The sequence below is a fragment of the Nonomuraea wenchangensis genome (assembly GCF_900111685.1).
Lineage (GTDB): Bacteria > Actinomycetota > Actinomycetes > Streptosporangiales > Streptosporangiaceae > Nonomuraea > Nonomuraea wenchangensis.
Window position 1 is genome coordinate 671,863 of sequence record NZ_FOHX01000003.1, and the last position, 22,209, is coordinate 694,071.

General features: G+C 71.7%; 26 protein-coding genes. 16 read left to right on the forward strand and 10 right to left on the reverse strand.

What is annotated here, in order from left to right; genetic code table 11:
* The first annotated feature begins 50 nt into the window (after nucleotides 1-50).
* The 3 genes from BMW85_RS11980 (at nucleotide 51) to BMW85_RS11990 (ending at nucleotide 2,570) form a co-directional block, all read left to right on the forward strand.
* A complete protein-coding gene (locus BMW85_RS11980; protein WP_218155734.1) occupies nucleotides 51-953 on the forward strand; it encodes an NmrA/HSCARG family protein in 903 nt (300 codons plus the stop codon).
* Nucleotides 954-1,071: 118 nt separating this feature from the next.
* Nucleotides 1,072-1,329 carry an LLM class oxidoreductase gene (locus BMW85_RS11985; protein WP_091080488.1) on the forward strand — a complete coding sequence of 86 codons (258 nt, stop codon included), beginning with the start codon at nucleotides 1,072-1,074 and terminating at the stop codon, nucleotides 1,327-1,329.
* 116 nt (nucleotides 1,330-1,445) lie between these two features.
* Nucleotides 1,446-2,570 (forward strand): NAD(P)/FAD-dependent oxidoreductase, encoded by a 1,125-nt coding sequence (locus BMW85_RS11990; protein ID WP_091080490.1) that lies wholly within the window; start codon nucleotides 1,446-1,448, stop codon nucleotides 2,568-2,570.
* Here the strand turns inward: BMW85_RS11990 and BMW85_RS11995 are convergent.
* Nucleotides 2,557-3,024: a flavodoxin family protein gene (locus BMW85_RS11995; protein WP_091080492.1), complete on the reverse strand. Its 468-nt coding sequence runs from the start codon at nucleotides 3,022-3,024 to the stop codon at nucleotides 2,557-2,559. The two genes, BMW85_RS11990 and BMW85_RS11995, sit on opposite strands and share 14 nt — an antisense overlap.
* Nucleotides 3,025-3,037: 13 nt before the next feature.
* On the reverse strand, nucleotides 3,038-3,430 hold the full coding sequence (locus BMW85_RS12000; protein ID WP_091080495.1) for a winged helix-turn-helix transcriptional regulator: 393 nt from the start codon (nucleotides 3,428-3,430) through the stop codon (nucleotides 3,038-3,040).
* A gap of 91 nt (nucleotides 3,431-3,521) precedes the next feature.
* Between BMW85_RS12000 and BMW85_RS12005 the strand changes: the two genes are divergently transcribed.
* Nucleotides 3,522-4,484 carry an NADP-dependent oxidoreductase gene (locus BMW85_RS12005; protein WP_091080747.1) on the forward strand — a complete coding sequence of 321 codons (963 nt, stop codon included), beginning with the start codon at nucleotides 3,522-3,524 and terminating at the stop codon, nucleotides 4,482-4,484.
* A gap of 84 nt (nucleotides 4,485-4,568) precedes the next feature.
* Entirely contained in the window at nucleotides 4,569-4,949 is a 381-nt protein-coding gene (locus BMW85_RS12010) for a YbaB/EbfC family nucleoid-associated protein (protein ID WP_091080496.1), read from the forward strand.
* A 29-nt stretch (nucleotides 4,950-4,978) separates the two neighbouring features.
* Here BMW85_RS12010 and BMW85_RS12015 read toward each other — a convergent pair whose 3' ends face one another.
* On the reverse strand, nucleotides 4,979-5,929 hold the full coding sequence (locus BMW85_RS12015; RefSeq protein ID WP_091080499.1) for a WXG100-like domain-containing protein: 951 nt from the start codon (nucleotides 5,927-5,929) through the stop codon (nucleotides 4,979-4,981).
* A gap of 24 nt (nucleotides 5,930-5,953) precedes the next feature.
* Entirely contained in the window at nucleotides 5,954-6,346 is a 393-nt protein-coding gene (locus tag BMW85_RS12020) for a hypothetical protein (protein WP_091080500.1), read from the reverse strand.
* Nucleotides 6,347-6,550: 204 nt separating this feature from the next.
* On the opposite strand from BMW85_RS12020, the gene BMW85_RS12025 reads away from it, so the two are divergent.
* On the forward strand, nucleotides 6,551-7,798 hold the full coding sequence (locus BMW85_RS12025) for a glycoside hydrolase family 16 protein (RefSeq protein ID WP_091080503.1): 1,248 nt from the start codon (nucleotides 6,551-6,553) through the stop codon (nucleotides 7,796-7,798).
* Nucleotides 7,799-7,858: 60 nt separating this feature from the next.
* On the opposite strand, the gene BMW85_RS12030 is transcribed toward BMW85_RS12025, so the two are convergent.
* Nucleotides 7,859-9,232: a sensor histidine kinase gene (locus tag BMW85_RS12030; RefSeq protein ID WP_245774733.1), complete on the reverse strand. Its 1,374-nt coding sequence runs from the start codon at nucleotides 9,230-9,232 to the stop codon at nucleotides 7,859-7,861.
* 129 nt (nucleotides 9,233-9,361) lie between these two features.
* Between BMW85_RS12030 and BMW85_RS12035 the strand changes: the two genes are divergently transcribed.
* Nucleotides 9,362-10,618: a cation:proton antiporter gene (locus BMW85_RS12035; protein WP_091080505.1), complete on the forward strand. Its 1,257-nt coding sequence runs from the start codon at nucleotides 9,362-9,364 to the stop codon at nucleotides 10,616-10,618.
* A 7-nt stretch (nucleotides 10,619-10,625) separates the two neighbouring features.
* On the opposite strand, the gene BMW85_RS12040 is transcribed toward BMW85_RS12035, so the two are convergent.
* Both BMW85_RS12040 and BMW85_RS12045 read right to left on the reverse strand, forming a co-directional pair.
* Nucleotides 10,626-12,191, reverse strand: a complete 1,566-nt coding sequence (locus BMW85_RS12040; protein WP_218155735.1) for an alpha/beta fold hydrolase — start codon at nucleotides 12,189-12,191, stop codon at nucleotides 10,626-10,628.
* Nucleotides 12,192-12,294: 103 nt separating this feature from the next.
* Nucleotides 12,295-13,050, reverse strand: coding sequence for a class I SAM-dependent methyltransferase (locus tag BMW85_RS12045; RefSeq protein WP_091080510.1), 756 nt, complete (start codon nucleotides 13,048-13,050; stop codon nucleotides 12,295-12,297).
* Nucleotides 13,051-13,122: 72 nt separating this feature from the next.
* On the opposite strand from BMW85_RS12045, the gene BMW85_RS12050 reads away from it, so the two are divergent.
* Entirely contained in the window at nucleotides 13,123-13,695 is a 573-nt protein-coding gene (locus BMW85_RS12050) for a CGNR zinc finger domain-containing protein (protein WP_091080511.1), read from the forward strand.
* A gap of 60 nt (nucleotides 13,696-13,755) precedes the next feature.
* On the opposite strand, the gene BMW85_RS51900 is transcribed toward BMW85_RS12050, so the two are convergent.
* The 3 genes from BMW85_RS51900 to BMW85_RS12060 are packed head-to-tail and all read right to left on the reverse strand — an operon-like array spanning nucleotide 13,756 to nucleotide 14,599.
* Nucleotides 13,756-13,881, reverse strand: a complete 126-nt coding sequence (locus tag BMW85_RS51900) for a hypothetical protein (protein WP_281249570.1) — start codon at nucleotides 13,879-13,881, stop codon at nucleotides 13,756-13,758.
* A gap of 31 nt (nucleotides 13,882-13,912) precedes the next feature.
* Complete coding sequence (locus tag BMW85_RS52515) at nucleotides 13,913-14,296, reverse strand: ClpX C4-type zinc finger protein (protein WP_091080515.1); 384 nt, start codon at nucleotides 14,294-14,296, stop codon at nucleotides 13,913-13,915.
* A gap of 18 nt (nucleotides 14,297-14,314) precedes the next feature.
* Nucleotides 14,315-14,599: a hypothetical protein gene (locus tag BMW85_RS12060; RefSeq protein ID WP_143082229.1), complete on the reverse strand. Its 285-nt coding sequence runs from the start codon at nucleotides 14,597-14,599 to the stop codon at nucleotides 14,315-14,317.
* Nucleotides 14,600-14,974: 375 nt separating this feature from the next.
* Here BMW85_RS12060 and BMW85_RS12065 point away from each other — a divergent pair, with 375 nt between their 5' ends.
* From BMW85_RS12065 to BMW85_RS12100, 8 genes are all read left to right on the forward strand, one after another.
* Complete coding sequence (locus BMW85_RS12065; RefSeq protein ID WP_091080520.1) at nucleotides 14,975-16,786, forward strand: glycosyltransferase family 2 protein; 1,812 nt, start codon at nucleotides 14,975-14,977, stop codon at nucleotides 16,784-16,786.
* 93 nt (nucleotides 16,787-16,879) lie between these two features.
* Nucleotides 16,880-17,893, forward strand: coding sequence for an energy-coupling factor ABC transporter permease (locus tag BMW85_RS12070; RefSeq protein WP_091080522.1), 1,014 nt, complete (start codon nucleotides 16,880-16,882; stop codon nucleotides 17,891-17,893).
* Nucleotides 17,894-17,897: 4 nt separating this feature from the next.
* Nucleotides 17,898-18,665 carry a cobalt ECF transporter T component CbiQ gene (gene cbiQ / locus BMW85_RS12075; protein WP_091080524.1) on the forward strand — a complete coding sequence of 256 codons (768 nt, stop codon included), beginning with the start codon at nucleotides 17,898-17,900 and terminating at the stop codon, nucleotides 18,663-18,665.
* Nucleotides 18,662-19,414 (forward strand): energy-coupling factor ABC transporter ATP-binding protein, encoded by a 753-nt coding sequence (locus BMW85_RS12080; RefSeq protein WP_245774734.1) that lies wholly within the window; start codon nucleotides 18,662-18,664, stop codon nucleotides 19,412-19,414. Before cbiQ ends, BMW85_RS12080 begins: the two co-directional genes overlap by 4 nt.
* Nucleotides 19,415-19,518: 104 nt before the next feature.
* The gene (locus BMW85_RS12085; RefSeq protein ID WP_091080528.1) at nucleotides 19,519-19,857 is read left to right on the forward strand and encodes an STAS domain-containing protein; all 339 of its coding nucleotides are present in this window, start codon (nucleotides 19,519-19,521) and stop codon (nucleotides 19,855-19,857) included.
* 47 nt (nucleotides 19,858-19,904) lie between these two features.
* The gene (locus BMW85_RS12090; RefSeq protein ID WP_091080530.1) at nucleotides 19,905-20,678 is read left to right on the forward strand and encodes an SDR family NAD(P)-dependent oxidoreductase; all 774 of its coding nucleotides are present in this window, start codon (nucleotides 19,905-19,907) and stop codon (nucleotides 20,676-20,678) included.
* Nucleotides 20,679-20,695: 17 nt separating this feature from the next.
* On the forward strand, nucleotides 20,696-21,460 hold the full coding sequence (locus BMW85_RS12095) for a crotonase/enoyl-CoA hydratase family protein (RefSeq protein ID WP_091080533.1): 765 nt from the start codon (nucleotides 20,696-20,698) through the stop codon (nucleotides 21,458-21,460).
* Nucleotides 21,461-21,571: 111 nt separating this feature from the next.
* On the forward strand, nucleotides 21,572-22,198 hold the full coding sequence (locus BMW85_RS12100) for a rhomboid family intramembrane serine protease (protein WP_091080535.1): 627 nt from the start codon (nucleotides 21,572-21,574) through the stop codon (nucleotides 22,196-22,198).
* The last annotated feature ends 11 nt before the right edge of the window (nucleotides 22,199-22,209 follow it).

The window sequence follows — 22,209 nt, forward strand, 5'->3', positions numbered from 1 at the left end:
CCATTTTGGCGGGTGGCTTCCGCATGCCTACATGCCGGGAGACACACATCGTGAAGACCATCGTGGTGATGGGGGCCACCGGACTGCAGGGCCGTGCCGTCACGGCACACCTGCTCGCGGACGGCCGGCCGGTACGCGCGGTGACGCGCGATCCGGACGCCGCGCCGGCCCGGGCGCTGGCGGAGGCGGGCGCCGAGGTCGTCCGCGCCGACATGGACGACCTCGCCTCGCTCGTCGCCGCCGCCGAGGGCGCCCACGGCCTGTTCAGCGTGCAGCCCACCGTCGGCTCCCCGGGCACCCCCGCGGGCTTCTCCGCCGAGGACGAGGTCCGCTGGGGACGCAACGTCGCCGACGCCGCGCGCGCCGCCGGTGTACGGCACCTGGTCTACGCCTCGCTCGCCGGCGCGGGCCACCACGACACCGAAAAGCTGCCGCGGAACACGATCAGCAAGTGGCGGATCGAGCAGCACATCACCCGCCTGGGCCTGCCCGCCACCTTCCTGCGCCCGGTCTCCTTCATGGAGAACTACACCGGCGGCTACCACCTGCACGACGGCGCCGTGGCCACCGCGTTCGCCGCCGACACGCCGCAGCAGATCATGGCCGTCGACGACGTCGGAGCCTTCGCCGCCCTGGCCTTCGCCCGGCCGGGTGAGTGGATCGGCCGGGCCGTCGACCTGGCCGGGGACGAGCTGACGCCGCGCCGGATCGCCGCGGCCATCTCCGAGGCGATCGGCCGGCCGCTGCCGTACGTGCGGATCCCGATCGAGGTGATCGCACAGGCGGGGGAGGAGTTCGCCTACGCCTACACCTGGCTCAACGAGCGCGGCTACCGCGCCGACGTCGCCTTCACCCGCGCCCTGCACCCTGCGTTGATGGACCTGCGCACCTGGCTGCGGCGGACGGGGGCAGCCCAAATCGCCGGTTTCCTGGCCTGTCAGCAGGACCGGTGAACGCGCTCGCCGTCGGCCGGGCCGGCATCTGGGCGGGCGAGGCCTGCTCGGGCCGCGAGCGCTGCTGGCGGTCACCCAGCTTGTCGTCCTGGACCCGTCCCGCGCCCGCGCGGCCGAGTTGGCCCGCGCGCACGCGGCCGCCGCGCTGCCCAACCGGCTCGTGCTGCTGCGCGACCTGGGGTTCGACGACGCGGACGCCCTCCCTGACCGGCTGGTGGACGCCCTGGTCGTCACCGGCGGGCCCGAGGACGTCGTGCGGCGGGTCGAGGAGCAGCACGAGGCCGGTGCGGATCACGTCAGCCTGCACGTGCTGACGGCCACACCGGACGAGCCGCCTCTGCGGCAGTGGCGTGAGCTTGCCGCGTACTTGTGGTGAGCGGGCTTTCCACATGCGGCGAACCTGTGCAGCCGCCCTGGAGGTGAGGTGAGGGTGTCGGGCGGATACCGTGCAGACCGCCGTCCCGGCGCGGGAGCGCGCCTACCTTGCGAGGTATGCGAAGAGTGGACGTACTGGTGGTGGGGGCGGGTCTGGCCGGTCTGCACACCGCCCGGCTGCTCGCCCGGCGCGATCTGGACGTGCTGGTGATCGACCGGCGCAGGTCGCCGGACGCGGGGATCCGGACGACGGGGATCTTCGTCCGCCGTACCCTCGACGACTTCGACCTGCCCGAGCACCTGCTCGGGCCCGGCATCAGGGACGTGCTGCTGTACCCGCCGTCGCGGCGCTCCCCGGTCCGGCTCACCAGCGATCGGGACGAGTACCGCGTGGCCGACCTGCCGGGTGTCTACCGGTACGCGCGCCGCGCGGCGGAGACCGCCGGGGCGGAGGTCCTGCCCGGCGTCCGGTACGTCGGGGCGCGGGCGGGCGTCGTGACACTGGAGGGGGCGGAGCCGGTGGCGGCGAGGTTCGTCGTCGGCGCGGACGGCGCCCGCTCGCACGTGGCCCGTGACCTGGGGCTCGACGTCAACCGGCGGTTCCTGGTCGGCGCGGAGCTGGTGCACGCGATCGCGCCGGGGACGGGCGGCCCGGCGTTCCACTGTGTGCTGGATCCGCGGGTCGCGCCCGGATACCTGGGGTGGGTGGTGGACGACGGGCGGCAGGCGCACGTCGGCGTGGCGGGGGATCCGCGCGCGATGAGAACGGGGGTACGGCACCTGCTGGACGCCTTCCTGGCGGACGGGGCGCCCGGTCACGCGCCCCCGGCCGGTCCGGTCGAGCGCCGGGGCGGGCCGATCCCGGTGGGCGGGGTGCTGCGGCGGCTGGCCTGCCCGTACGGGCTGCTCGTCGGGGACGCGGCGGGCGCGGTGTCGCCGCTGACGGCCGGCGGGCTGGACCCGTGCCTGCGCCTGTCGGAGCTGGCGGCGGCGGTCGTGGCCGGATACCTGCGGACCGGTGATGAGAAGGTGCTGCGGCGGTACGACGGGGGCGCGCTGCGGGCCCGGTTCCGTGGGCGGCTGCTGCTGCGGCGGGCGCTCGCCGGCGTCCGGACGGCCGCGGCGGCGGAGGTCGCGGTGGGGCTGCTGCGCGGCCGGGCCGGGCGGGCGCTGGCGGCGCGGGTCCTGTTCGGCGACGGGTCGTTCCCCGACGTACGGGCCGGGCTCGCTACGCGGGGCTGATCGTCGCGGCGAGGGTGGCGCCGAGCTCCCAGCAGGCCGCCAGGTCGTCCTTGCCTGGTGGGCCCGTGACCGAGACCGGCCGGACGACCCGCTCCCAGCCGAGCCCGGCGGCGATCGACTCGACGGCGCGCACGGCCCCGGTCGTGTCGTTGTTGCCGTGGACGTACAGCCCGTACGGCAGCCGCCTCGTCTCCTCCAGGCACGGGTAGTAGACGGTGTCGAAGAAGTGCTTGAGCGCACCGCTCATGTAGCCGATGTTGGCGGGCGTGCCCAGGATGATCCCGTCGGCCTCGAACACGTCGACGGCGGTGGCCCGCAGCGCCGCCCGGGTGACCACCTCCACGCCTTCGACCTCGTCGGTCGTGGCGCCGTCGCGCACGGCGGCGAAGAGCTCCTGGAGCGTGGGCGAGGCGGTGTGGTGCACGATCAGCAGGCGGCGGACGTCTCGTGACACGGCGACGATCCTCTCACGCCTCCTGCGGGCGGCCCGTGTCGGCGCGCGCGGCGTGGATGTCGTCGAGGTGCTCCTCCACCCAGGAGCGCAGCAGGCCGAGGGGGCCGGCGACGCCGCGGCCGAGGTCGGTGAGCGCGTACTCGACGTGCAGCGGGACCGCCGGGTAGATCGTACGGTCGACGAACCCGTTCTCCTCCAGGCGGCGCAGGGTCTGGGTGAGCACCTTGGGGCTCACGCCCTCCAGCCGCCGCTGCAGCACGCCGAACCGCTGCGGCCCCTCCTCCAGCGCGCCGACGGCGAGGGCGGACCACTTGTTGGCCAGCAGGTCGAGGACGTCCCGGCAGGGGCACTGTGCGGCGTAGACGTCGTGCCGGTCGTGCAGGCCGGAGCGGCAGGCGAGCGCCATGGCCTGGTCCTTTCCTTCATGGGTGATTACTTCCCGAAGGATAGTAGTGTCCCTTGCTAGTTACTACCCTCCTTTGGGTAGCTTCGGCTGCATGTCATCCACCATGCACGCGATCGTTCAGGACTCCTTCGGCGGCCCGGAGGTGCTGCGCCTCGCCGAGGTGCCGCGACCGGCCCCGCTGCCCACCGAGATCCTCGTACGGGTGCACGCCGCCGGCGTGAACCCCGTGGACTGGAAGACCCGTCAGGGCGGCGGTATGGCCGGGGTGCTGGGGGAGCCGCCGTTCATCCTGGGCTGGGACGTCTCCGGCGTGGTCGAGGAGACCGGGTTCGGAGTGACCATCTTCGAGCCGGGGGACGAGGTGTTCGGCATGCCGTGGTTCCCGCGCCAGGCGGGGGCGTACGCGGAGTACGTGACCGCGCCCGCCCGTCACTTCGCCCGCAAGCCGCGCGCCTTCGGCCACGAGGCCGCCGCCGGGACGCCGCTGGCCGTGCTCACCGCCTGGCAGTCCCTGGTGGACACCGCCGCGCTCGGCAGCGGGCAGCGGGTCCTGGTCCATGCGGCGGCGGGCGGCGTCGGCCATCTGGCGGTGCAGCTCGCCCGGCACGCGGGCGCGTACGTGATCGGCACCGCGAGCGCCGCCAGGCACGACTGGCTGCGGTCGCTGGGCGTGGACGAGGTGATCGACTACACCACGACCAGGTTCGAGGACGCCGTACGCGACGTGGACGTGGTGCTCGACCTCGTCGGCGACTCCCATGACCGGACGAGCACCCGTTCGCTGGAGGTGCTGCGGCCGGGCGGGCTGCTCATCGCGGTGCCGTCGGGCGTGGCGCCGGAGCTGGTCGAGCGCGCCCGCGAACGCGGGGTGCGCGCGACCGGGATCCTGGTCGAGCCGGACGGCGCGGCGCTGGCCAGAATCGCCGAGCTGATCGACAAGGGCGAGCTGAGCGTCGAGGTCGAGGACGTCTTCCCGCTCGCGGAGGCGGCCGAGGCGCACCGGCGTGGCGAGCGGGGACGCACCCGGGGCAAGATCGTGCTCCGCGTCCCCTGACCGGCCGGCCGGGTCCGGCCCCTGACCTGCTGTGTCTTTTGTTATGTATTGCGCCTTATGTGAGCTTTGTGGAAAAACTGGCGCATGGTGGAGCGCGATCTTCGCAGTGGCGATCTGGAGCTCGACCGCCTCATGGCGGAGTTCCAGGCGAGTTCTCAGGAGTTCTCCGAGGTCATCGGGAAGGTCGGTGACGTGGTGGGACAGGCCGAGAGCACGGACGGCAAGATCAGGGTGCGGGTCTCGTCCTCGGGGCAGCTCGTCGGCCTGCACCTCGACCCCCGGGCGATGCGGCTGGGGTCGCAGGAGCTGGCGGGCGCGATCATGGAGCTGTCGCGGCGCGCGACCGACGACGCGGCGCGACGGCTCATGGAGGTGACGCGGCCCTACCTTGAGGGCGACCGGCCCAAGGACGACCGGTCCAGGGACGACCGGCGCGGCGACGCCTGGGAGCGCCGCCGCCGCTGACCTCCGTGCCCTCCGGGTCACGTCGGCCGTCACGGACGCGCGATGAGGCTGCGCGTGCCGTGGATCAGGAACTTCTGGTACATCTCCTCCTTGGTCAGGCCGTGCTCCGTGCCGGGCAGCGGGTTGTCCCCGTGCTGCGCGTCCATGGTCATCGAGTACGTGACGGACGACGCCATCCGGGGCAGGAAGCTGCCGGTGTTCAGCTCGGTGCCGTTCGGCAGCTTGACGTGGGTGGCGATGTTCCGCAGGCCGGGCACCTTCGCCATGAGCGCCGTGCTGCCCTCGGCCACCGTGTCGAAGGCCATGTTCGCGACGAAGTGCTCGCGCAGGGCGTCGAAGTTGTAGCCGGCCGATCTGACGTCGTTGCCCGACAGGTCCTTCTTGACGCCGCCCAGGTAGTTGAGCCCCAGGGGCAGCACGACCTCGCCCGTCGCGTACGCGGCGCTGTCGGCCAGCATGTAGGCGAACAGCGGCAGGAGCATGACGACGAACCGGTTGGCGGTGAACTTGAGCACCAGCGCCTTCCGCTTCATGATCGCCTGGAGGATCTTCCAGGTGACCACCTGGTATCCGATGGTGTACATCATGTCCACCGTCAGGATCCAGCACAGCACGTGCAGGGCGTGGTTGACCTTCTCGATCGTGTCGGCGTAGGCGCGGCAGGCGTTGGCGACGTTCCGGTGCTTGAGCGAGACCGCGAGCACGGCCGGGCCGAACTGGTTGGTCCAGAAGTCCTTGAACTCGTCGACCGCGGGATCCTTGCTGGTCTTCCAGACCTTCTCGGCGGACGCGTTCGCCTCGCGGAAGTCCTTGTCGATCTTGTCGGCGATGTCGTCCAGCGTGTCGGCCAGCTCGCGGATCTTCTTCGGGTCGCCGTCCATGTACGAGATGCCGAACAGCACCTCGGGCGCCAGCGCGCCCGCGAGTCCGGCCCCGGCCATGCCGGTCAGCGCGACCTTCGCTCCGAGCCCCAGGGCCATGCCCGTCCCCTCCCTCGCCGGCCGTCAGGCCAGCTCGACGGGGGTGGTGGGCACGGGGATGTCCTTCGGCTGCTGCTTGCCGAACTCCACCAGGCCGTGCACGAAGGCGTTCTTGTCGACCATGTTGGCCCAGTCGGCGGCCTTGACGTTCTTGCTCATGGCCGTGACGGCCGCGCCGATGGCCTCGTACGACTTGCTGAGGTTGTCGAGGGCCGTGTCCAGGTCCTTCTGCGCGGCGTCGTAGCCGGGGTGGCCGTCCTTGCCCCGGCGGAAGATCAGTGCGGCCTCGTCCTCGCCGAGGTAGACCCTGAGGGTCTCCACGTTCGAGCGGTCCTGGATGATCGCCCGGGCGAACTCGCCGCCGTCGTCGTGGATCGCCTTGCCGGCGGCCTCCATGCTCTTGTGATCGATGTCCACAACAGCCCCTCCTGCCACTTGTGCACGGAATCGCCAGTCTCTGAATCGTTTATTTCGTCGAGATGTCCTAACGGTTGCTACTTAGAAGCGAAGCCCTTCCCCGCAGGCCGGAGAAAATGAGAGAGCGCTCTCTTGACAGGGGCGGTGATGTTGCCGGAAGGTTTCCGTAAAGTCACGACTCGTGGATCCGATGAGGTAACCCGAATGGTGCGCACCCCCCGAACACCACGAACGCTGCTCGCCGTCGGCGCCGCGCTCGTCTCGATGCTCGCCCTGCTCGTGCCCCTGGCCGGCACCGCGAGCGCCGCCCCCGCCCCCGGCCCGCTGGTCTGGTCCGACGAGTTCGACGGAGCCGCCGGCAGCGCCGTGAACGCCGCCAAGTGGCGCTTCGACATCGGCGGCGGCGGCTGGGGCAACAACGAGCAGCAGTACTACACCGACAGCACCCGCAACGCCGCCCTGGACGGCTCGGGCAACCTGGTGATCACGGCCCGCCGCGAGAACCCGGCCAACTACCAGTGCCACTACGGCACCTGCCAGTACACCTCGGCCCGGCTGCTCACCTCCGCCACCTTCACCCGCGCCTACGGCCGCTTCGAGGCCCGCATGAAGCTCCCCAGGGGCCAGGGCATCTGGCCGGCCTTCTGGATGCTGGGCAACGACATCGGCTCGGTCGGCTGGCCCAACAGCGGCGAGATCGACATCATGGAGAACATCGGCCGCGAGCCGAACACCGTCCACGGCACCATCCACGGCCCCGGCTACTCCGGTGGCGGCGGCATCGGCGCGGCGTACACGATCGGCGGCGCGTTCGCCGACGCCTTCCACACCTTCGCCGTCGACTGGTCGCCCAACCTGATCATCTGGTACGTGGACGGCGTCGAGTACCAGCGGCGCACCCCCGCCGACCTCGGCGGCAACCGCTGGGTCTACGACCACCCGTTCTTCATGATCATGAACGTCGCGGTCGGCGGCAACTGGCCCGGCTACCCCGACGGGAGCACCACGTTCCCCCAGACGATGACCGTCGACTACGTCCGCGTCTACGCCCCGCCCACCGACACCGGCACCGGCGGCCGGATCACCGGGATCGGCGGCAAGTGCGTCGACGTGGCCGGGGCCGCCACCGCCAACGGCACCGCCGTACAGCTCTGGGACTGCAACGGCACGGGCGCCCAGAACTGGTCGTGGAACGCCGACGGCTCGGTACGGGCGCTCGGCAAGTGCATGGACGTCACCAGCGGCTCCACGGCCAACGGCGCGAAGGTGCAGCTCTACGACTGCAACGGCACCGGCGCCCAGAAGTGGACGTACAACTCCGGCAACGGCCAGATCGTCAATCCGCAGTCGGGGAAATGCCTCGACGCGACCGACGTGAGCTCGGCCAACGGCACCCGCCTGCAGATCTGGGACTGCGGCGGCGGCGCGAACCAGAAGTGGTCCCGCTCCTGAGAGCGCGTTCTCGCGCATGGCGGCCCTGCCCGGCGTACGGGCGGGGCCGCGTCATTCCCTTCAGCGCTCTGTGAAGACAGGCAGCCGCAGCACGAAGCGGGCGCCCACGTCGGAGTCCTCGATCGTCAGCGAGCCGCCGTGCGTGTGGGCGATCTCGCGGGCGATCGGCAGGCCGAGCCCGGTGCCTCCGGCGTCCCTGCTGCGGGAGGCGTCGAGGCGGGTGAAACGCTGGAAGACCATCTCGCGGTGCTCAGGCGCGATGCCCGCGCCGTCGTCCAGCACCTCGAGCACGGCCTCCCCGTCCTGCTGCCGTACGGTGACGTGAATCAGCCGCTCGGCGTGCCGTTCGGCGTTGTCCAGCAGGTTGGTGAGCAGGCGGACGAGCTGGAGCGGGTCGCCGCTGACGACGACGCCCGGCCGCAGGCTGGTGATCACCTGCTTGGCGCGGGGCCGGGCGGTCTCGGCGGCGACCAGCGCGCCGAGGTCCACCGACTCCCTGGAGGAGGGCGCGCCGGCGTCCAGCTTGCTGAGGGTGAGCAGGTCGCCGACGATGGCCTGGAGCCGGTCGAGGCTGGTCAGCACCTCCCGCCCGGTCTCCGGCCAGTCGGCGTCCTCGGGATGGAGCAGGGCGTCCTCGACCTGCGTGCGCATGGCGGTGATCGGGCTGCGCAGGTCGTGGGAGGCGTCGGTGGCGAACCTGCGCTGCCGTTCCATCGCGAGGTCCTGCTGGCGCATCGCCGTCTCCAGCCGGTCCAGCATGTGGTTGCCGGTCACGGCGAGGTCCCTGATCTCGTCGTCGTGCTGCGTGACGGGCAGGCGCATGGCGCCGTCGCCGCTCGCCGTGATGTCGGCCAGCCTTCTCGTGATGGCGCTGACCGGGGCGAGCGTCTTGGCCACGATGTGGGAGACCCCGAAATAGGACAGCGCGACCAGCAGCGCCGTGACGCACGCCTGGAAGACGAGCAGCCGCGGGCTGGCGTACCAGGGGACGGCAGGGGAGAAGGCGAGGATGCGGTAGTCGCCTTCCGGCTGGTAGGCGATCAGCCCGGCCACCGTCTTGCAGGTGCCGGGGAAGGCGGGCAGGTCGCAGATCTCCTCGGCGACGTCGCTGGCCATGCTTCCGCGCGGGACGAGGTCCGTCTGCCGGGGCTGCCCGGCCAGGTTGGGGGTCGAGGAGATCGGGCGGCCGGCCGGGTCGAGCACCTGGATGCCGTCGAGGCCGTTGTACGGCAGGGTCGCCCCGAGCTGGTCGCGCTTGATCAGGAGGAGCACGAACAGGGCCCTGCCCGACGTCTGGTGCCCGTGGACGATCACGGCCTGGTTCCGGACGCCCCACACCACGAACGCGCTGACCACCACGTTCAGCAGCAGCATCACGACGGCCGCGTACACTGCCAGCCGGCTGCGGAGCGAATGCCCCAAAGGTGTCTTCACGCCCCTCCCCCGCTGGCCAGGACATCACAGCCCGCGTTTTCGGCGAAGGATCAGCCACCTCAAGGTTGGATAAAAAGGTCGCCGAGGCGGCACGACTGCCGGCGGCCGAGCAGGGAAGTGACCCCGCTGATGTCCTCCCCTGATCTTGTCCTGGCCCTCGCCGGCGCCGCCGCGCTGCTCGCCGCCGTCCTGCCCGGCCTGCTCGCCCGCCGGGCGCTCTCGCTTCCCCTCGTCTACCTGCTCGCCGGCATGGCGCTGTACCTGCTGCCGATCGGGCTCCCCGAGCCCGACCCCGTCGTCCACCGGACGGCCGTCGAGCACATCACCGAGATCTGCGTGCTGGTCTCGCTCATGGGCGCCGGGCTCGCGCTGAACCGGTCGGCCGGGTTACGGAGCTGGTCGACCACGTGGCGGCTGCTCGGCTGGGCGATGCCGCTGACCGTCGCCGGGGTCGCCGCCGCCGCGACGGGCGTGCTCGGCTGGCCGCTCGCCGCCGCGCTGCTGCTCGGGGCGGTGCTCGCGCCGACCGACCCCGTGCTCGCCTCCGACGTCAGCGTGGGCGAGCCGGTCGACGCCGAGAACGCCGACGACGAGGTCCGCTTCGCCCTCACCTCCGAGGCCGGGCTGAACGACGGCCTCGCCTTCCCCTTCGTGTACGCCGCCATCGCCCTCGCCACCATCGGCGGCACGGACTGGCTGGGCGAATGGGCGCTGACCGACGTGCTCTACCGGGTCGTCGCCGGCGTGGTCTGCGGCCTGCTCATCGGCCGCCTGATCGGCCGGCTGACCTTCCACTCGCCGGCCGAGGAGCTGCGGCTGGCCGAACGCCGCGACGGCTTCGTGGCGCTGGCCGCCACCCTCCTCGCGTACGGCGTGACCGAGCTGGCCGGCGGCTACGGCTTCATCGCCGTGTTCGTCACCGCCTGCGCCATCCGCCGGGTCGAGCGCGGCCACGGCTACAACAGCGTCCTGCACGGCTTCGTCGAGCAGCTCGAACGGCTCTTCACCGCCTGGCTGCTGCTCCTGCTCGGCGGGTTCGTCGCGGCCGGCGGCCTGGCCCCGCTCACCTGGGGCGGCGCCGCCGTCGGCCTGCTGCTGCTCCTGGTCATCCGCCCGCTGGCCGGCTGGCTCTCCCAGCTCCGCGGCCCGGCCGGGCCACGGGAGCGGGGGGTGATCTCGTTCTTCGGCATCCGGGGGATCGGGTCGCTGTTCTACCTGGCGTACGCGCTGGGCCACGCCGACTTCGGCGTGCCGGCGGAGGAGCTGTGGGCGGTGACCGCCTTCACCGTGGTGGTCTCGGTCGTCCTGCACGGCGTCACCGCAACCCCCGCCATGAACCGCCTGGACGCCCTCCGCGAGCGCGTCGCGGAGAGCGGCCGGGGCTAGGCGAAGGTCACCGGCGGGCGTACGTCCAGCCGGGCAGGCCGGGCCGCGGACCCGGGTACGGGCGCGGCGCGCTCCTGGCGCTCATCTCGGCGGGCGGGACCGCCGGGCAGCGGGCGCCCTTGGCGGGCAGCTCGCGGGAGACCAGGTAGCGGTCGATGGCGGCCGTCGGGCAGTCACCGCTTCCGTAGATGCCGTGCCCCCACCCTTCGTACGTCAGCAGCCGGGCCTCCCGCCCGATCTGCGCCGCCGCGTTGACCGCCCACGGGTAGGGCGTGGCGGGGTCGTGCAGGGCGTTGCCGACCAGCAGCCCGGGCGAGCCGTCCACCTTGAGCCGGTGCTGCGGGTTCGGGGTGCGCGTGCCCTGGCAGGCCAGCGCGAGCGGATGCGCCACGGCGCTGACCAGCATGTCCGGGGCGATGGCCGCCGACCTGCGCAGCAGCCGGTCCCATTCGCGGAAGTCGCGTACGGGCAGCGCGTAGTCCTGGCAGAAGACGAAGCTCGCGTCGTTGATGGTCTCCTCTGCGGCCTTCTTGGCGGTCATCGGGGCGAGGAGGGGGCTCACCGTCCCCGTGCCGCTCTCCATGGCCGCCAGCAGCTCGGCGAACTGCTGCCAGATCGGCCCGTAGAAGGAGCTGAAGGCGAGCCCGACGAGGTCGAGCTTGCGCAGCACGATCTCGGGCTCCCCGGGGAAGGTCAGCTCGCCGCGCTCGGCCCTCGCCAGCAGCTCGTGCCAGAGCGCGCGGACGTCCCTGCCGTGCAGCGCGCACGTGTCGGTCCGGCCGCACCAGGCCACGAACTCGTCGAAGGAGTCCTGCGCGGTCCACGACTCGGTGTCCAGGAACGCCTGGGTGCCGAGGCTGTGGTCCATGTTGCTGTCGAGCGCGAGGGCGCGGACCCGGCGGGGGTAGCGTTCGGCGTAGAGCTGGCCGATCAGCGTGCCGTAGGAGATGCCGTAGTAGGTGAGCTTGTCGTCGCCGAGCGCGGCGCGCAGGGCGTCGAGGTCGCGGATCACGTTACCGGTGTGGACGTGGTCGAACAGCGGCCCGGTACGCCGGCGGCAGTCGTCGGCGTAGCGCCGGTTGTGGGCCAGCAGCGCGTCCCAGTCGGCCTGGCCGCGCAGCGACAGCGGGTCGGGGGCCTGGACGGCGAGCTCCAACGAGCAGGTGATCGGGTGGCTGCGGGCCACGCCGCGTGGGTCGAAGCCGACCACGTCGAACCGGCTGGTGACCTCGGGGGTGAAGCCGAGCCAGTCGTGCAGCACGGCGTCCGCGCCGGAGCCGCCGGGGCCGCCCGGGTTGATCACCAGGGAGCCCACGCGGGCGGCCTGGTCGCTCGCCCTGCGCCGGGCGAGGGCCAGCTCGAACGTTCCGCCGCGCGGGTTGTCCCAGTCGATCGGCACGGTCAGGGTCCCGCACTCGACGGCGGCGTTCTCGGCGCAGGGGGCCCACCGCACTGCCGGCGCCGCGCCGGTCGTGCCGGCTGTCGCGTCGGCTGCCGCGCCGGCCGCGGTCGCCGGCGCGAGCGGCGCGGTGAGCCCCAGGAGGAGGGCGAGGATCAGGACTGGTCGTCGCATCGCGATTCCCATCGTCGGGGGCTTCGATCATCGGCCGTCCATCCGACAAGAGCATCCGACTGAAGTAGGAAATCGTGTCATGTCCGGGCATCGCCCGGCGGGGTCACCCGCGTACGGCGCAGAGCAGCCGGTTGTTGCCGCGCTGCCAGAGCGTGCCCACCTCGCCGAACCCGGCCGCCCGCAGCGCCTCGACGTGCTCCGACAGCAGGTGGGACTCCGAGCCGTGGTGGTCCGCCCCGGCCGTGGTCCGCTCGCGGTCGAGCTCGGCGAGCGCCGGGTCCGCGCTGACGGCGTCCCACCAGGCGCGCCAGTCCTCCGGCCGCTCCGCGCCGAACACCCGCTGGGCCTCGCGCTCGTGCACCGCGCGCTCCAGCCGGGCGAGCTCGGGCGTGACGTCGTCGCTGTCCAGGTGGTCGCCGTTGAGCAGCAGCCCGCCGGGACGGAGCGCCCCGGCCAGCTCGGTGTAGACCCTGAGCAGGTCGGGGCCGGAGATCCAGTGCAGCGCCGTCGTGCTGACGGCCGCGTCCGCGGGCCGGTCGAGGCCGAGCAGGTCGCTCCAGCCGGGCGTGCGCAGGTCGGCGGGGACGAACGTGAGCCCCGGATAGGCCGCCCGGCCGAGCCCGAGCAGCAGCGGGTCGGCGTCCACCGACACCACCCTGGCCCCGGGCAGCCGCTCCACGATCCGCGCCGACAGCGACCCCGGCCCGCACCCGAGGTCGATGACCAGCGGGTCGGGCCGGTCCAGGGCTTCGAGCGCGTCGATCAGTACGGTGAAACGCTCCTCGCGGTCGGGCAGGTAGCCCTCCTGCTGGCGGTCCCAGCGCGCGATCCACTCCAGTGCGGCATCGTGAGTGAGCACAGACATCTCCCTGTGACTGTCATTTATGCTTTCGTCAGTCACAACATAGAACGCGAAGGTGTAACCGGTCAATTGGACTTCAACAGTCACACCGATGGGGTGGTCCGGGTGACGGTGGCGTTGGTGAACGCCCTGACCCCCGGTGAGCAGCGCGGACGCCCCTTCCCTGGCCCCGCGGACGCCTGCGTCGCGGCCACCGACGCCCTGCGGTCCGTCTATCGCACGCACCGGGCGGTGAGCGCCGCCGAGGGTGGCGAGCTGGCCGCGGTCGCCGCCCGCCTGCGCGAGGTCTTCGCCGCCGTCGCGGCCGGGGACGTGGACACCGCCGCGATCACGGTCAACGGGCTGCTGGAGGAGTTCCACGCCCGCCCGATGCTCGAACGCCACGACGGCGAGCCCTGGCACCTGCACTTCCACGGCCCCGGCGGCACCACGGCCGGCGAGTGGGGGGCGAGCTGCGCGACGGGCCTCGCCATCGTGCTCGGCAGCGAGTTCGCCGAGAGGCTCGGGGTGTGCACGGCGCCGCACTGCGACCGCGTCTACGTGGACGTCTCGCGCAACGGCGCCCGGAGGTTCTGCTCCACCGCCTGCCAGAACCGGGTCAAGACGGCCGCCTTCCGTGCCCGGGGCCGCGCGGGGGAGTGACGCACGGAGGTCGCCCCCTGCTCCAGCTCCCCGTGCGCGGACGGGGAGCTGGAGCCCGTTCTAACCGGCTTCCTGCGCCGGGGCGCCGAGCCGTTCCGCCTCTTCGTGCAGCGCGAGGACCAGCACCAGCTCCAGACGGAGCTCGTCGAGGTCCGGCGCCGCGAGGCCGCCGAGGACGCGCATCATCAGCCTCCCTGCCGATGAGACGCATCAACGGTCACACGGGATTACCGACCGGGCCCTCGGATCTGAACCTTTCCCACGCCGACTGCCGCGTCATGCCGAGTGCGGCGCCGATGCGTTCCCAGCTCACGTTCCGGTCGCGGAGTTGCGCGACCCAGTCGTGCAGATTGTCATCCACCTGAGCCTGTACGGCGGCGATTTTCGGCAGATGGTCGAGGATTTCCTGATCGGACATGGATTCCCAGGCGGGAAGCCGGGGCTCCGGGGAAGCGGTGGCGCGTTCGCTTTCCAGGATTGCGTTGCACAGGTCCACGCATTCGTTACAGATGTGCACACCAGGGCCTGCGATGAGTTTGCTCACTTCCGCGCTTCTCTTGTGGCAGAAGGAACAGCGGAGTTTGTCTTTCCAGTCAGGCATGGCCTGACGATACGCCTGTCAGGCGACTCCTGACAAGCCCTGGTGCCGCGAACTTCGCGCGAACTGCTCCTCCACGATGGCCTGGCGCTCCTCGGTGATGCGCCCGCAGATCGCCACGTAGGCGTTGAGCACCTTGCAGTAGGCCTGCCGCGCCTGCTCCACGTCCGCGCGCAGGGCGAGGACGCGCTCGGCGTCGCCGCTCAGCTCGGCCTCGGCCAGCAGCGCGCCGGCCTCGCGGACGATCTCCTCGGCGCGCTTCCTCGTCCGGCGGAGCAGCGCCGAGCATTCGTGCAACTCGGTCAACCGAGCCGAGGAGACGATGAACTCAGCGACATGCACGGCCGATCCCATTTCCTGCCACCTCCCGGTCACGGTTGCCTAACTGTAGACGCGCGTACCCCTTGAGTGGATCACACCGTCCGTATGGGAGTACCTCAGTGCACCCTCCGGAGAGGTTTCTACCACCGGGAGGGAAAACCTCTTTCCTGAGCCGCGTTCGGTCGCGCGGTAATGCGGCAATTGGCGGCCCTGCCGGTGCTTATCGGCGAAATGCGGTCATTATCCGTTGTCTGCAAAAAGCCGGAGGCGAAGACAGCCGATCGGGCCCCCGGAGGTCGCGTCTTGGTCACATACTGAGACCAGAACGCGACTGACAGTGATCACGGGAGTGGTGGAGCGATGCCGGCGCCTGGCAACGACGACGCGGTGGACGTCAGTGTCGTCATCCCCGCACACAACTGCCGCGACTACCTGGACAGATGTCTCACGTCCGTGCTGGTGCAGCGGGTGAAGAAGGAGATCGTCGTGGTGGACGACGGCTCCACCGACGGCAGCGCCGACCTGCTCGACCTCTACGCCGCCTACCACAGGGACAGCGTGCGCGTCGTGCACACCAGGGGCGGGGGCGGCGCCGGCCGCCCACGCAACGTCGGCATCGAGCACGCCACCGGCCGCTACGTGTTCTTCTGCGACGCCGACGACTACCTCGGCCCCGAGGCGCTGGAACGCATGGTGGCCATGGGCGACCGCAACGGCTCCGACATCGTCCTCGGCAAGATCGTCGGGCACGGCCGCCGCGCGCCGCAGTCGATGTTCCAGCACAACGCCGACCGCGCCGACCTCGGCGACAGCACCGTCTACAACAGCCTGAGCTGCTTCAAGCTGTTCCGCAGGGACCTGCTGGAGCGCCACCGCATCCGCTTCGGCGAGGGCATGCTCGTCGGCGAGGACATCATCTTCACCGTCCACGCCTACTGCCACGCCCGGGTCATCTCCGTGGTCGCCGACTACGACTGCTACCACCTGGTGTCCCGGCCCGACGGCAGCAGCATCATGCAGCAGCCCGGCAGCCGCGACCCGCTCGCCTGGCTCGCCATGATCCGCGAGCCGATCCGGCTCATGGCCCGGCACATCCCGCCCGGCGCGCTCCGCGACCACCTGCTGCGCCGGCACTTCAGGCTCGACGCCTTCGCCCAGCTCGGCTCGGTCTTCCTGGAGAGCGACGACATCCGGCGCAAGGACATCGCCCGCGAGGTCGCCGCCCTGTGCGAGGAGTGGTACACCCCGGGCGTGCACGAGCGGCTCAACAGCATCGACCGGCAGCGGGCCGGCGCGCTCGACGACATCGACCGGCTGGTGCGCCTGGCCCGCATCGAGAGCGCCACCGTACGCCGCCGGCTGACCGGGCTGCGCTGGGACGGCGACCGCCTGGTGGTGACCGGAGCCGCCCGCCTCGACGGCATCAGCAGGGACGACGGGGTCGCCCTGGTCCTGCGCTCGCGCTACGACCCGCACGCCGAGCTGGTCGTCCCCGCCCGGCGCAAGGGCGGCGAGTTCGTCGCCCCGATCGACGTGGCGGCGCTCGACTCCGGCATCTGGGACCTCCGGGTCGCGGTCGAGCTGGAGGGCGTGGTGCGTCACGGCCGGCTCGGCGCCGAGCGCGACAAGAGCGTCACCCGGCCGGAGCCCAGGCTGGTGGGCGAGATGGCGGTGCTCCCTTACTTCACCCGCGACAACGGCAACCTGAGCATCGACGTCGGCGGGCACGTGGTGGACGTGCCGGGCGCGGTGCGGCTGCTGCGCACCCGCTGGTCGCTCGGGCACCGGCTGCAGCTGCACGGCGAGGTGAGCGTCGCCGGGTCCACCCCGTCCGCCGCGGCGGTCCGGCAGCTCGTCTGGCGCGAGCGGCGCAGCGGGCGCGAGCGGGCCGAGCCGGTGACGGCGCTGTCCGGCGGCGCTTTCACGGCCCGGCCCTCGATCGGGCGGCTCGCGCCCGGCACCTGGGACGCCTTCCTGGAGCTCGATCTCGGCGGTCCGCCCGCGCGGTTCAGGATCGAGGCCGACGCGGACGCGGTGGCCGCGCCGCGCCGGTGGCCGGGGGTCGCCCTGCTGCGGAGCGTGCGGCCGTACGCGACGTCGGGCAAGGGACGGCTGAGCGCGGTGGTCAGGCGCATGTCGGCGAGGAGCTTCGCCAGGAGGATTCTCAAGTAATTGCCACCTATGTGCAGGTGCAACTCGATGTCCTAAAGTAGGGGGTTGTTCGTCCCCATTTGGTGGGTCGTCCCCTTTTTGGGAGGCAAGGTCGTGCACGTACCTGACGGGTTCTTCAATGTGGTGACGTCGATCTCCGCCGGAGCGGTGGCGGCGGCCGGGGTCGCCGTGTGCCTGCGCGGCGCACGCCGGGAGCTCGACGACCGCACCGCGCCCATGGCCGGGCTGGTCGCGGCCTTCATCTTCGCCGTCCAGATGCTCAACTTCCCCGTCGCGGCCGGCACCAGCGGGCACCTGCTGGGAGGAGCGCTCGCCGCGATACTCGTCGGACCCTATACCGGCGTCTTGTGCATGACCGTGGTCCTCCTCGTCCAGGCCGTGTTCTTCGCCGACGGCGGGCTGACCGCGCTGGGCGTCAACGTCACGATCATGGGCCTGGTCACCGTGCTCGCCGGATGGGCGGTCTTCCGCGTGGTCACCGGCTTCGCGCGGGGCAAGGGCGGGGTGACGGCGGCGGCCTTCCTGGCGGCGCTGATCTCCGTGCCCGCCTCGGCGCTGGTGTTCACGCTGCTGTTCTGGATCGGGGGCACCGCGCCGATCTCGGTCGGCGCGGTCGCGGCCGCGATGGGCGGCGTGCACCTGCTCATCGGCATCGGCGAGGGCGTCATCACGGCGGTCACCGTCGGCGCGGTCCTGGCCGTCCGGCCCGACCTCGTGTACGGCGCCCGCGGCCTGGCCAAGCCGCTGGTGCTGCGCGGCGCGGACGGCGAAAGCACGCCCGTCGGCGCCCCCGAGCCCGCGGCGGCCCCGGCGGGAGGGCGGCTCAAGCCGTTCCTGCTCGGCGGCGTCGGCGTGACGCTGCTGCTGGCCGGGCTCGTGTCGTTCGTCGCCTCGCCCGACCCCGACGGGCTGGAGGCCGTGGCCGAGAACCAGGGCTTCGGCGAGCAGGCCGGCGAGCACGCCTTCGGCGGATGGGCGCTGGCCGACTACGGCGAGGTCGGCGGGATCCCGGTCGGCATCGCCGGGGTCATCGGCGTCGGGCTGGTGCTGCTCATCGCCGGAGCGGTGGCCTTCGCCGCCAGGAGCCGCGACGGCGTCAGGGCGTGACGAGGTGAGCGCGGGCCACCACCACCGGCTCCACCTGCCGGGCGACTCCGTCGTGCACCGGCTGCCGCCGCAGTGCAAGCTGCTGGCGGTCCTCGCGTTCGCGATCGTGGTGGTGGCCACCCCGCGGGAGCGGTTCTGGGCGTTCGCCGCCTACGCCGTGCTGCTCGGCGCGGTCGCGGCGGCCGCCAGGGTGCCGGCCGGGCACATCGCCAGGCGGATGGTGATCGAGGTGCCGTTCGTGCTGTTCGCGGTGCTCATCCCGGTCATCGGGCTGGGGGAGCGGGTCAGCGTGCTCGGCCTCTCGCTGAGCGTGGAAGGGCTCTGGGCGGCCTGGAACATCCTCGCCAAGGCCACACTCGGCGTGGTGGCCTCCATCCTGCTGGCCGCCACCACGGAGCCGCGGGTGATCCTGCTCGGCGCGCAGCGGCTGCGGCTGCCGGACCTGCTCGTGCAGATCGCCATGTTCATGCTGCGCTACATGGACGTGATCCTCGACGAGATGCGCCGGATGCGGGTGGCGCGGGAGTCGCGGGGGTTCGAGGCCAGGAACGCCCGGCACATCCCGGTGATCGCCCGTTCGGCGGGGGCGCTGTTCATCCGCTCGTACGAGCGGGGCGAGCGGGTGCACCTGGCCATGCTGAGCCGCGGCTACACCGGCCGGATGCCGATAATGGCAGACATGACGGCATCGACCGCCCAATGGGCCACCGCTCTCGCCCTGCCCGCCGGAGCCTTCGCCGTGCTGGGCCTCTCCCTGGCGGGGCTCGGGTGAACTCCCTGGCTCCGGTGAACTCCCTGGAGGTCAGTCGGCTCGCCTACGCCTACCCGGACGGCACGCAGGCGCTGTTCGGCGTGGACCTGTCGATCGCCCGCGGCGAGCGGGTGGCGCTCCTCGGCCCCAACGGCGCGGGCAAGACCACGCTCGTCATGCATCTCAACGGCATACTCACCGCCGGCCACGGCACCGTCACCGTGGCCGGCACCCCGGTGCGCAAGGACACGCTCAAGGAGGTCAGGCAGCGCGTCGGCCTGGTCTTCCAGGACCCCGACGACCAGCTCTTCATGCCCACGGTCCGCGACGACGTGGCCTTCGGCCCGGCCAACGCCGGCCTGCGCGGCGCGGAGCTGGACCGGGTCGTGACGGCGGCACTGGAGCGGGTGGGCATGCTGGACGCGATCGACCGGCCGCCGCACCACCTGTCGTTCGGCCAGCGGCGCCGGGTGGCCGTCGCGACCGTGCTCGCCATGGAGCCCGAGATCCTGGTGCTCGACGAGCCCTCCTCCAACCTCGACCCGGCCGCGCGCCGGGAGCTGGCCGAGATCCTGCGCTCGCTCGACGTGACCGTGCTCATGGTCACCCACGATCTGCCGTACGCGCTGGAGCTGTGCGAGCGCTCCCTCATCCTGTCCGGCGGGGTGATCGCCGCCGACGGGCCCACCCGTAAGCTCCTCTCCGACGCGGAGCTGCTGGCCGAGCACCGCCTGGAGCTCCCGTACGGGTTCACGATCCCGGCCGTGTGACCAGGGCTGTCCCAACTCGCCCGTTTTATGCGGGTGTTCGTGGTCTGTGCATGCCCAGTAAAGGGGCATGTCGAAGTACAGTGGCTCATCGAGGAGGGGCCCAAATGAAGCTGCGGCTTGCGCGACATGCCCTGGGAGACGCCGTGGTGGTGGCCGTTGAGGGAGAGCTCGACCTGTTCACCGCACCGTTCCTCCGGGACGAAGTACGCGACGCCATAAAGCAGGACAGCGCGAAGCTCGTGCTCGACCTGCAGCAGCTGTCGTTCATGGACTCCAGCGGGCTGTCGGTGCTGATCGAGGCCTGGCGCCTGGCCACCGGAGAGGGCGGTGGGGTGTCGCTCGCGGCCCCGCAGGCCCCCGTCGCGCGCATCCTGCGCACCACGGGCCTGGACCGCCGGATCAAGGTTTACTCCGACGTGGACAGCGCCGTGGGCGAGATTTAACCACCCCCAAGTAGAACTTCATTCGGTTCTCGGGTTAGGGTCCGGCTATGGACGTGAACGGATCCTCAGCAATCATCTCCGGCGGCGCCAGCGGCCTCGGCGAGGCGACCGCCCGCGAGCTGGCCCGCGCCGGCGCCACCGTGGTCGTGGCCGACCTCAACGAAGAGCGCGGCAAGTCGGTCGCCGACGAGATCGGCGGCGTCTTCGCCAAGACCGACGTGTCGGACGAGGAGCAGGTGCAGGCGGCCGTGGACGCCGCCGTCGCCACCGGCAAGCCGCTCCGCGTGGTGGTCAACAGCGCCGGCATCGGCTGGGCCGAGCGCACGGTCAACCGCGACGGCAGCCCGCACAACCCGGCCACCTACCGCAAGGTGATCGAGGTCAACCTGATCGGCACGTTCAACCTCATGCGCCTGGCGGCGGCCGCCATCGCCAAGACCGAGCCGGCCGACGCCGACGGTCAGCGCGGCGTCGTCGTCAACACCGCCTCCGTCGCCGCTCTGGAGGGCCAGACCGGTCAGCTCGCGTACTCGGCCTCCAAGGGCGGCATCGTGGGCATGACCCTGCCCGCGGCGCGCGACCTGTCCGCCATCGGCGTCCGGGTCAACACGATCTGCCCCGGCATCATCGACACCCCGATCTACGGCTTCTCGCCCAACTCGGAGGAGTTCAAGGCCAAGCTGGTCGCGCCGGTCGTCTTCCCCAAGCGCATGGGGCGGGCCGACGAGTTCGCGCACCTGGTGCGCTCGCTGGTCGAGAACGACTACATGAACGGTGAGGTCATCCGCTTCGACGGCGGCATCCGTTTCCAGCCCAAGTAGCCCCGGGAGTCTTTCTCGTGTCTGACGAAGTGCTCGTCGAGGAGTCCGGCAACGTCGCGATCCTCACGATCAACCGCCCCAAGGCCCGCAACGCGGTCAACGGCGCGGTGGCGCGCGGGATCGCGGAGGCCCTGGACGGCCTCGACGCCCGCCCCGAGATCTCCGCGTACGTCCTGACCGGCGCGGGCGGCACGTTCTGCGCCGGCATGGACCTGAAGGGCTTCCTGACCGGCGACCTGCCGGTGGTGGAGGGACGCGGCTTCGGCGGCCTCACCGAGGCCCCGCCGAAGAAGCCGCTGGTGGCGGCCGTCGAGGGCTACGCGCTCGCCGGCGGCTTCGAGCTGGCCCTGGCCTGCGACCTCATCGTGGCCTCCGCGGAGTCCACCTTCGGCCTGCCGGAGCCCAAGCGCGGCCTCGTGGCCGGCGCGGGCGGCATCATGCGGCTGCCGCGGCGGATCCCGTACCACGTGGCCATGGAGATGGCGCTGACCGGCGACCACTACCCGGCCTCGCGCCTGTACGAGCTCGGCCTGGTCAACCGGATCGCCGAGCCGGGCAAGGCCCTTGAGGACGCTCTGGAGCTGGCCCGCAAGATCGCCGCCAACGCGCCGCTGGCCCTCGCCGCGACCAAGAAGGTCGTCATCGAGTCCCAGGACTGGTCGCTGGAGGAGATGTTCAAGAAGCAAGGTGCGATCATCAACCCGGTCTTCGGCTCGAAGGACGCCATGGAGGGCGCCGCCGCGTTCGCGGAGAAGCGCGCCCCCCAGTGGAAGGGCGAGTAACGCCCTGGTCCCGGCCCTCCCGTCCCTGCTCGGGGGCGGGAGGGACTTAGCGCGCGCATAGCTCTCTCCGCTTACGGTAAAGAAAGAGGGAACAAGCTACCGGGAGAGCGCATGGGCGACTATTCGGGTTCGAGGTTCGACTCCGTCAAGCGAGGCGCGGGGTCGCTGCTCTCGGGCGCGCTGAGCGCGTTCCTGATCGTGGCCGCCATGCTCGCGATCATGTGGATCGTCGAGATCGTCGACGTCTTCCTCAACGGCGCGCTGGACCAGACCCTGGCGCTTCGGGGAGGGGATCCCGACCGGCTGTTCGGCATCCTCTTCACGCCGTTCCTGCACGGCGGGTTCGGGCACCTCATCGCCAACTCGCTGCCGCTGCTCGTGCTGGGCTTCTTCGCCGGCCTGCGCGACCTGCGCAAGTTCTTCTGGGCCACCCTGATCATCATCGTGGTCGGCGGGTTCGGCACGTGGCTGATCAGCCCCGCGATCCCCACGGTGGGCGCGAGCGGGCTGGTCTTCGGCTACTTCGGCTACATCATGGCCCGGGGGCTGTTCGACCGGCGCCTGCTCGACCTCGCCATCGCCGTGGGCGTCGGCATCGCCTACTGGGGGATCCTGGCCGGCCTGCTGCCCAACCAGCCGGGCATCTCCTGGCAGGGACACCTGTGCGGGCTGCTCGCCGGCGTGCTGGCCGGCTGGCTGCTGCGCCGCAGGACCAAAAAGGAGATCCCCGCCTACTGAGCGCGCAGGCG

Bases quoted from the DNA above. Each gene is read 5' to 3' on its own strand.
- BMW85_RS12040 (WP_218155735.1), bottom strand. From the start codon at position 12,191: ATGCGACGACCAGTCCTGATCCTCGCCCTCCTCCTGGGGCTCACCGCG.
- BMW85_RS51900 (WP_281249570.1), bottom strand. From the start codon at position 13,881: ATGATGCGCGTCCTCGGCGGCCTCGCGGCGCCGGACCTCGACGAGCTC.
- BMW85_RS12015 (WP_091080499.1), bottom strand. From the start codon at position 5,929: ATGGCCCTGGGGCTCGGAGCGAAGGTCGCGCTGACCGGCATGGCCGGG.
- BMW85_RS12035 (WP_091080505.1), top strand. From the start codon at position 9,362: ATGTCCTCCCCTGATCTTGTCCTGGCCCTCGCCGGCGCCGCCGCGCTG.
- BMW85_RS12100 (WP_091080535.1), top strand. From the start codon at position 21,572: ATGGGCGACTATTCGGGTTCGAGGTTCGACTCCGTCAAGCGAGGCGCG.
- BMW85_RS12010 (WP_091080496.1), top strand. From the start codon at position 4,569: ATGGTGGAGCGCGATCTTCGCAGTGGCGATCTGGAGCTCGACCGCCTC.
- BMW85_RS11990 (WP_091080490.1), top strand. From the start codon at position 1,446: ATGCGAAGAGTGGACGTACTGGTGGTGGGGGCGGGTCTGGCCGGTCTG.
- BMW85_RS12000 (WP_091080495.1), bottom strand. From the start codon at position 3,430: ATGGCGCTCGCCTGCCGCTCCGGCCTGCACGACCGGCACGACGTCTAC.
- BMW85_RS12005 (WP_091080747.1), top strand. From the start codon at position 3,522: ATGTCATCCACCATGCACGCGATCGTTCAGGACTCCTTCGGCGGCCCG.
- BMW85_RS12085 (WP_091080528.1), top strand. From the start codon at position 19,519: ATGAAGCTGCGGCTTGCGCGACATGCCCTGGGAGACGCCGTGGTGGTG.
- BMW85_RS12065 (WP_091080520.1), top strand. From the start codon at position 14,975: ATGCCGGCGCCTGGCAACGACGACGCGGTGGACGTCAGTGTCGTCATC.
- BMW85_RS12025 (WP_091080503.1), top strand. From the start codon at position 6,551: ATGGTGCGCACCCCCCGAACACCACGAACGCTGCTCGCCGTCGGCGCC.
- BMW85_RS52515 (WP_091080515.1), bottom strand. From the start codon at position 14,296: ATGCCTGACTGGAAAGACAAACTCCGCTGTTCCTTCTGCCACAAGAGA.
- BMW85_RS12090 (WP_091080530.1), top strand. From the start codon at position 19,905: ATGGACGTGAACGGATCCTCAGCAATCATCTCCGGCGGCGCCAGCGGC.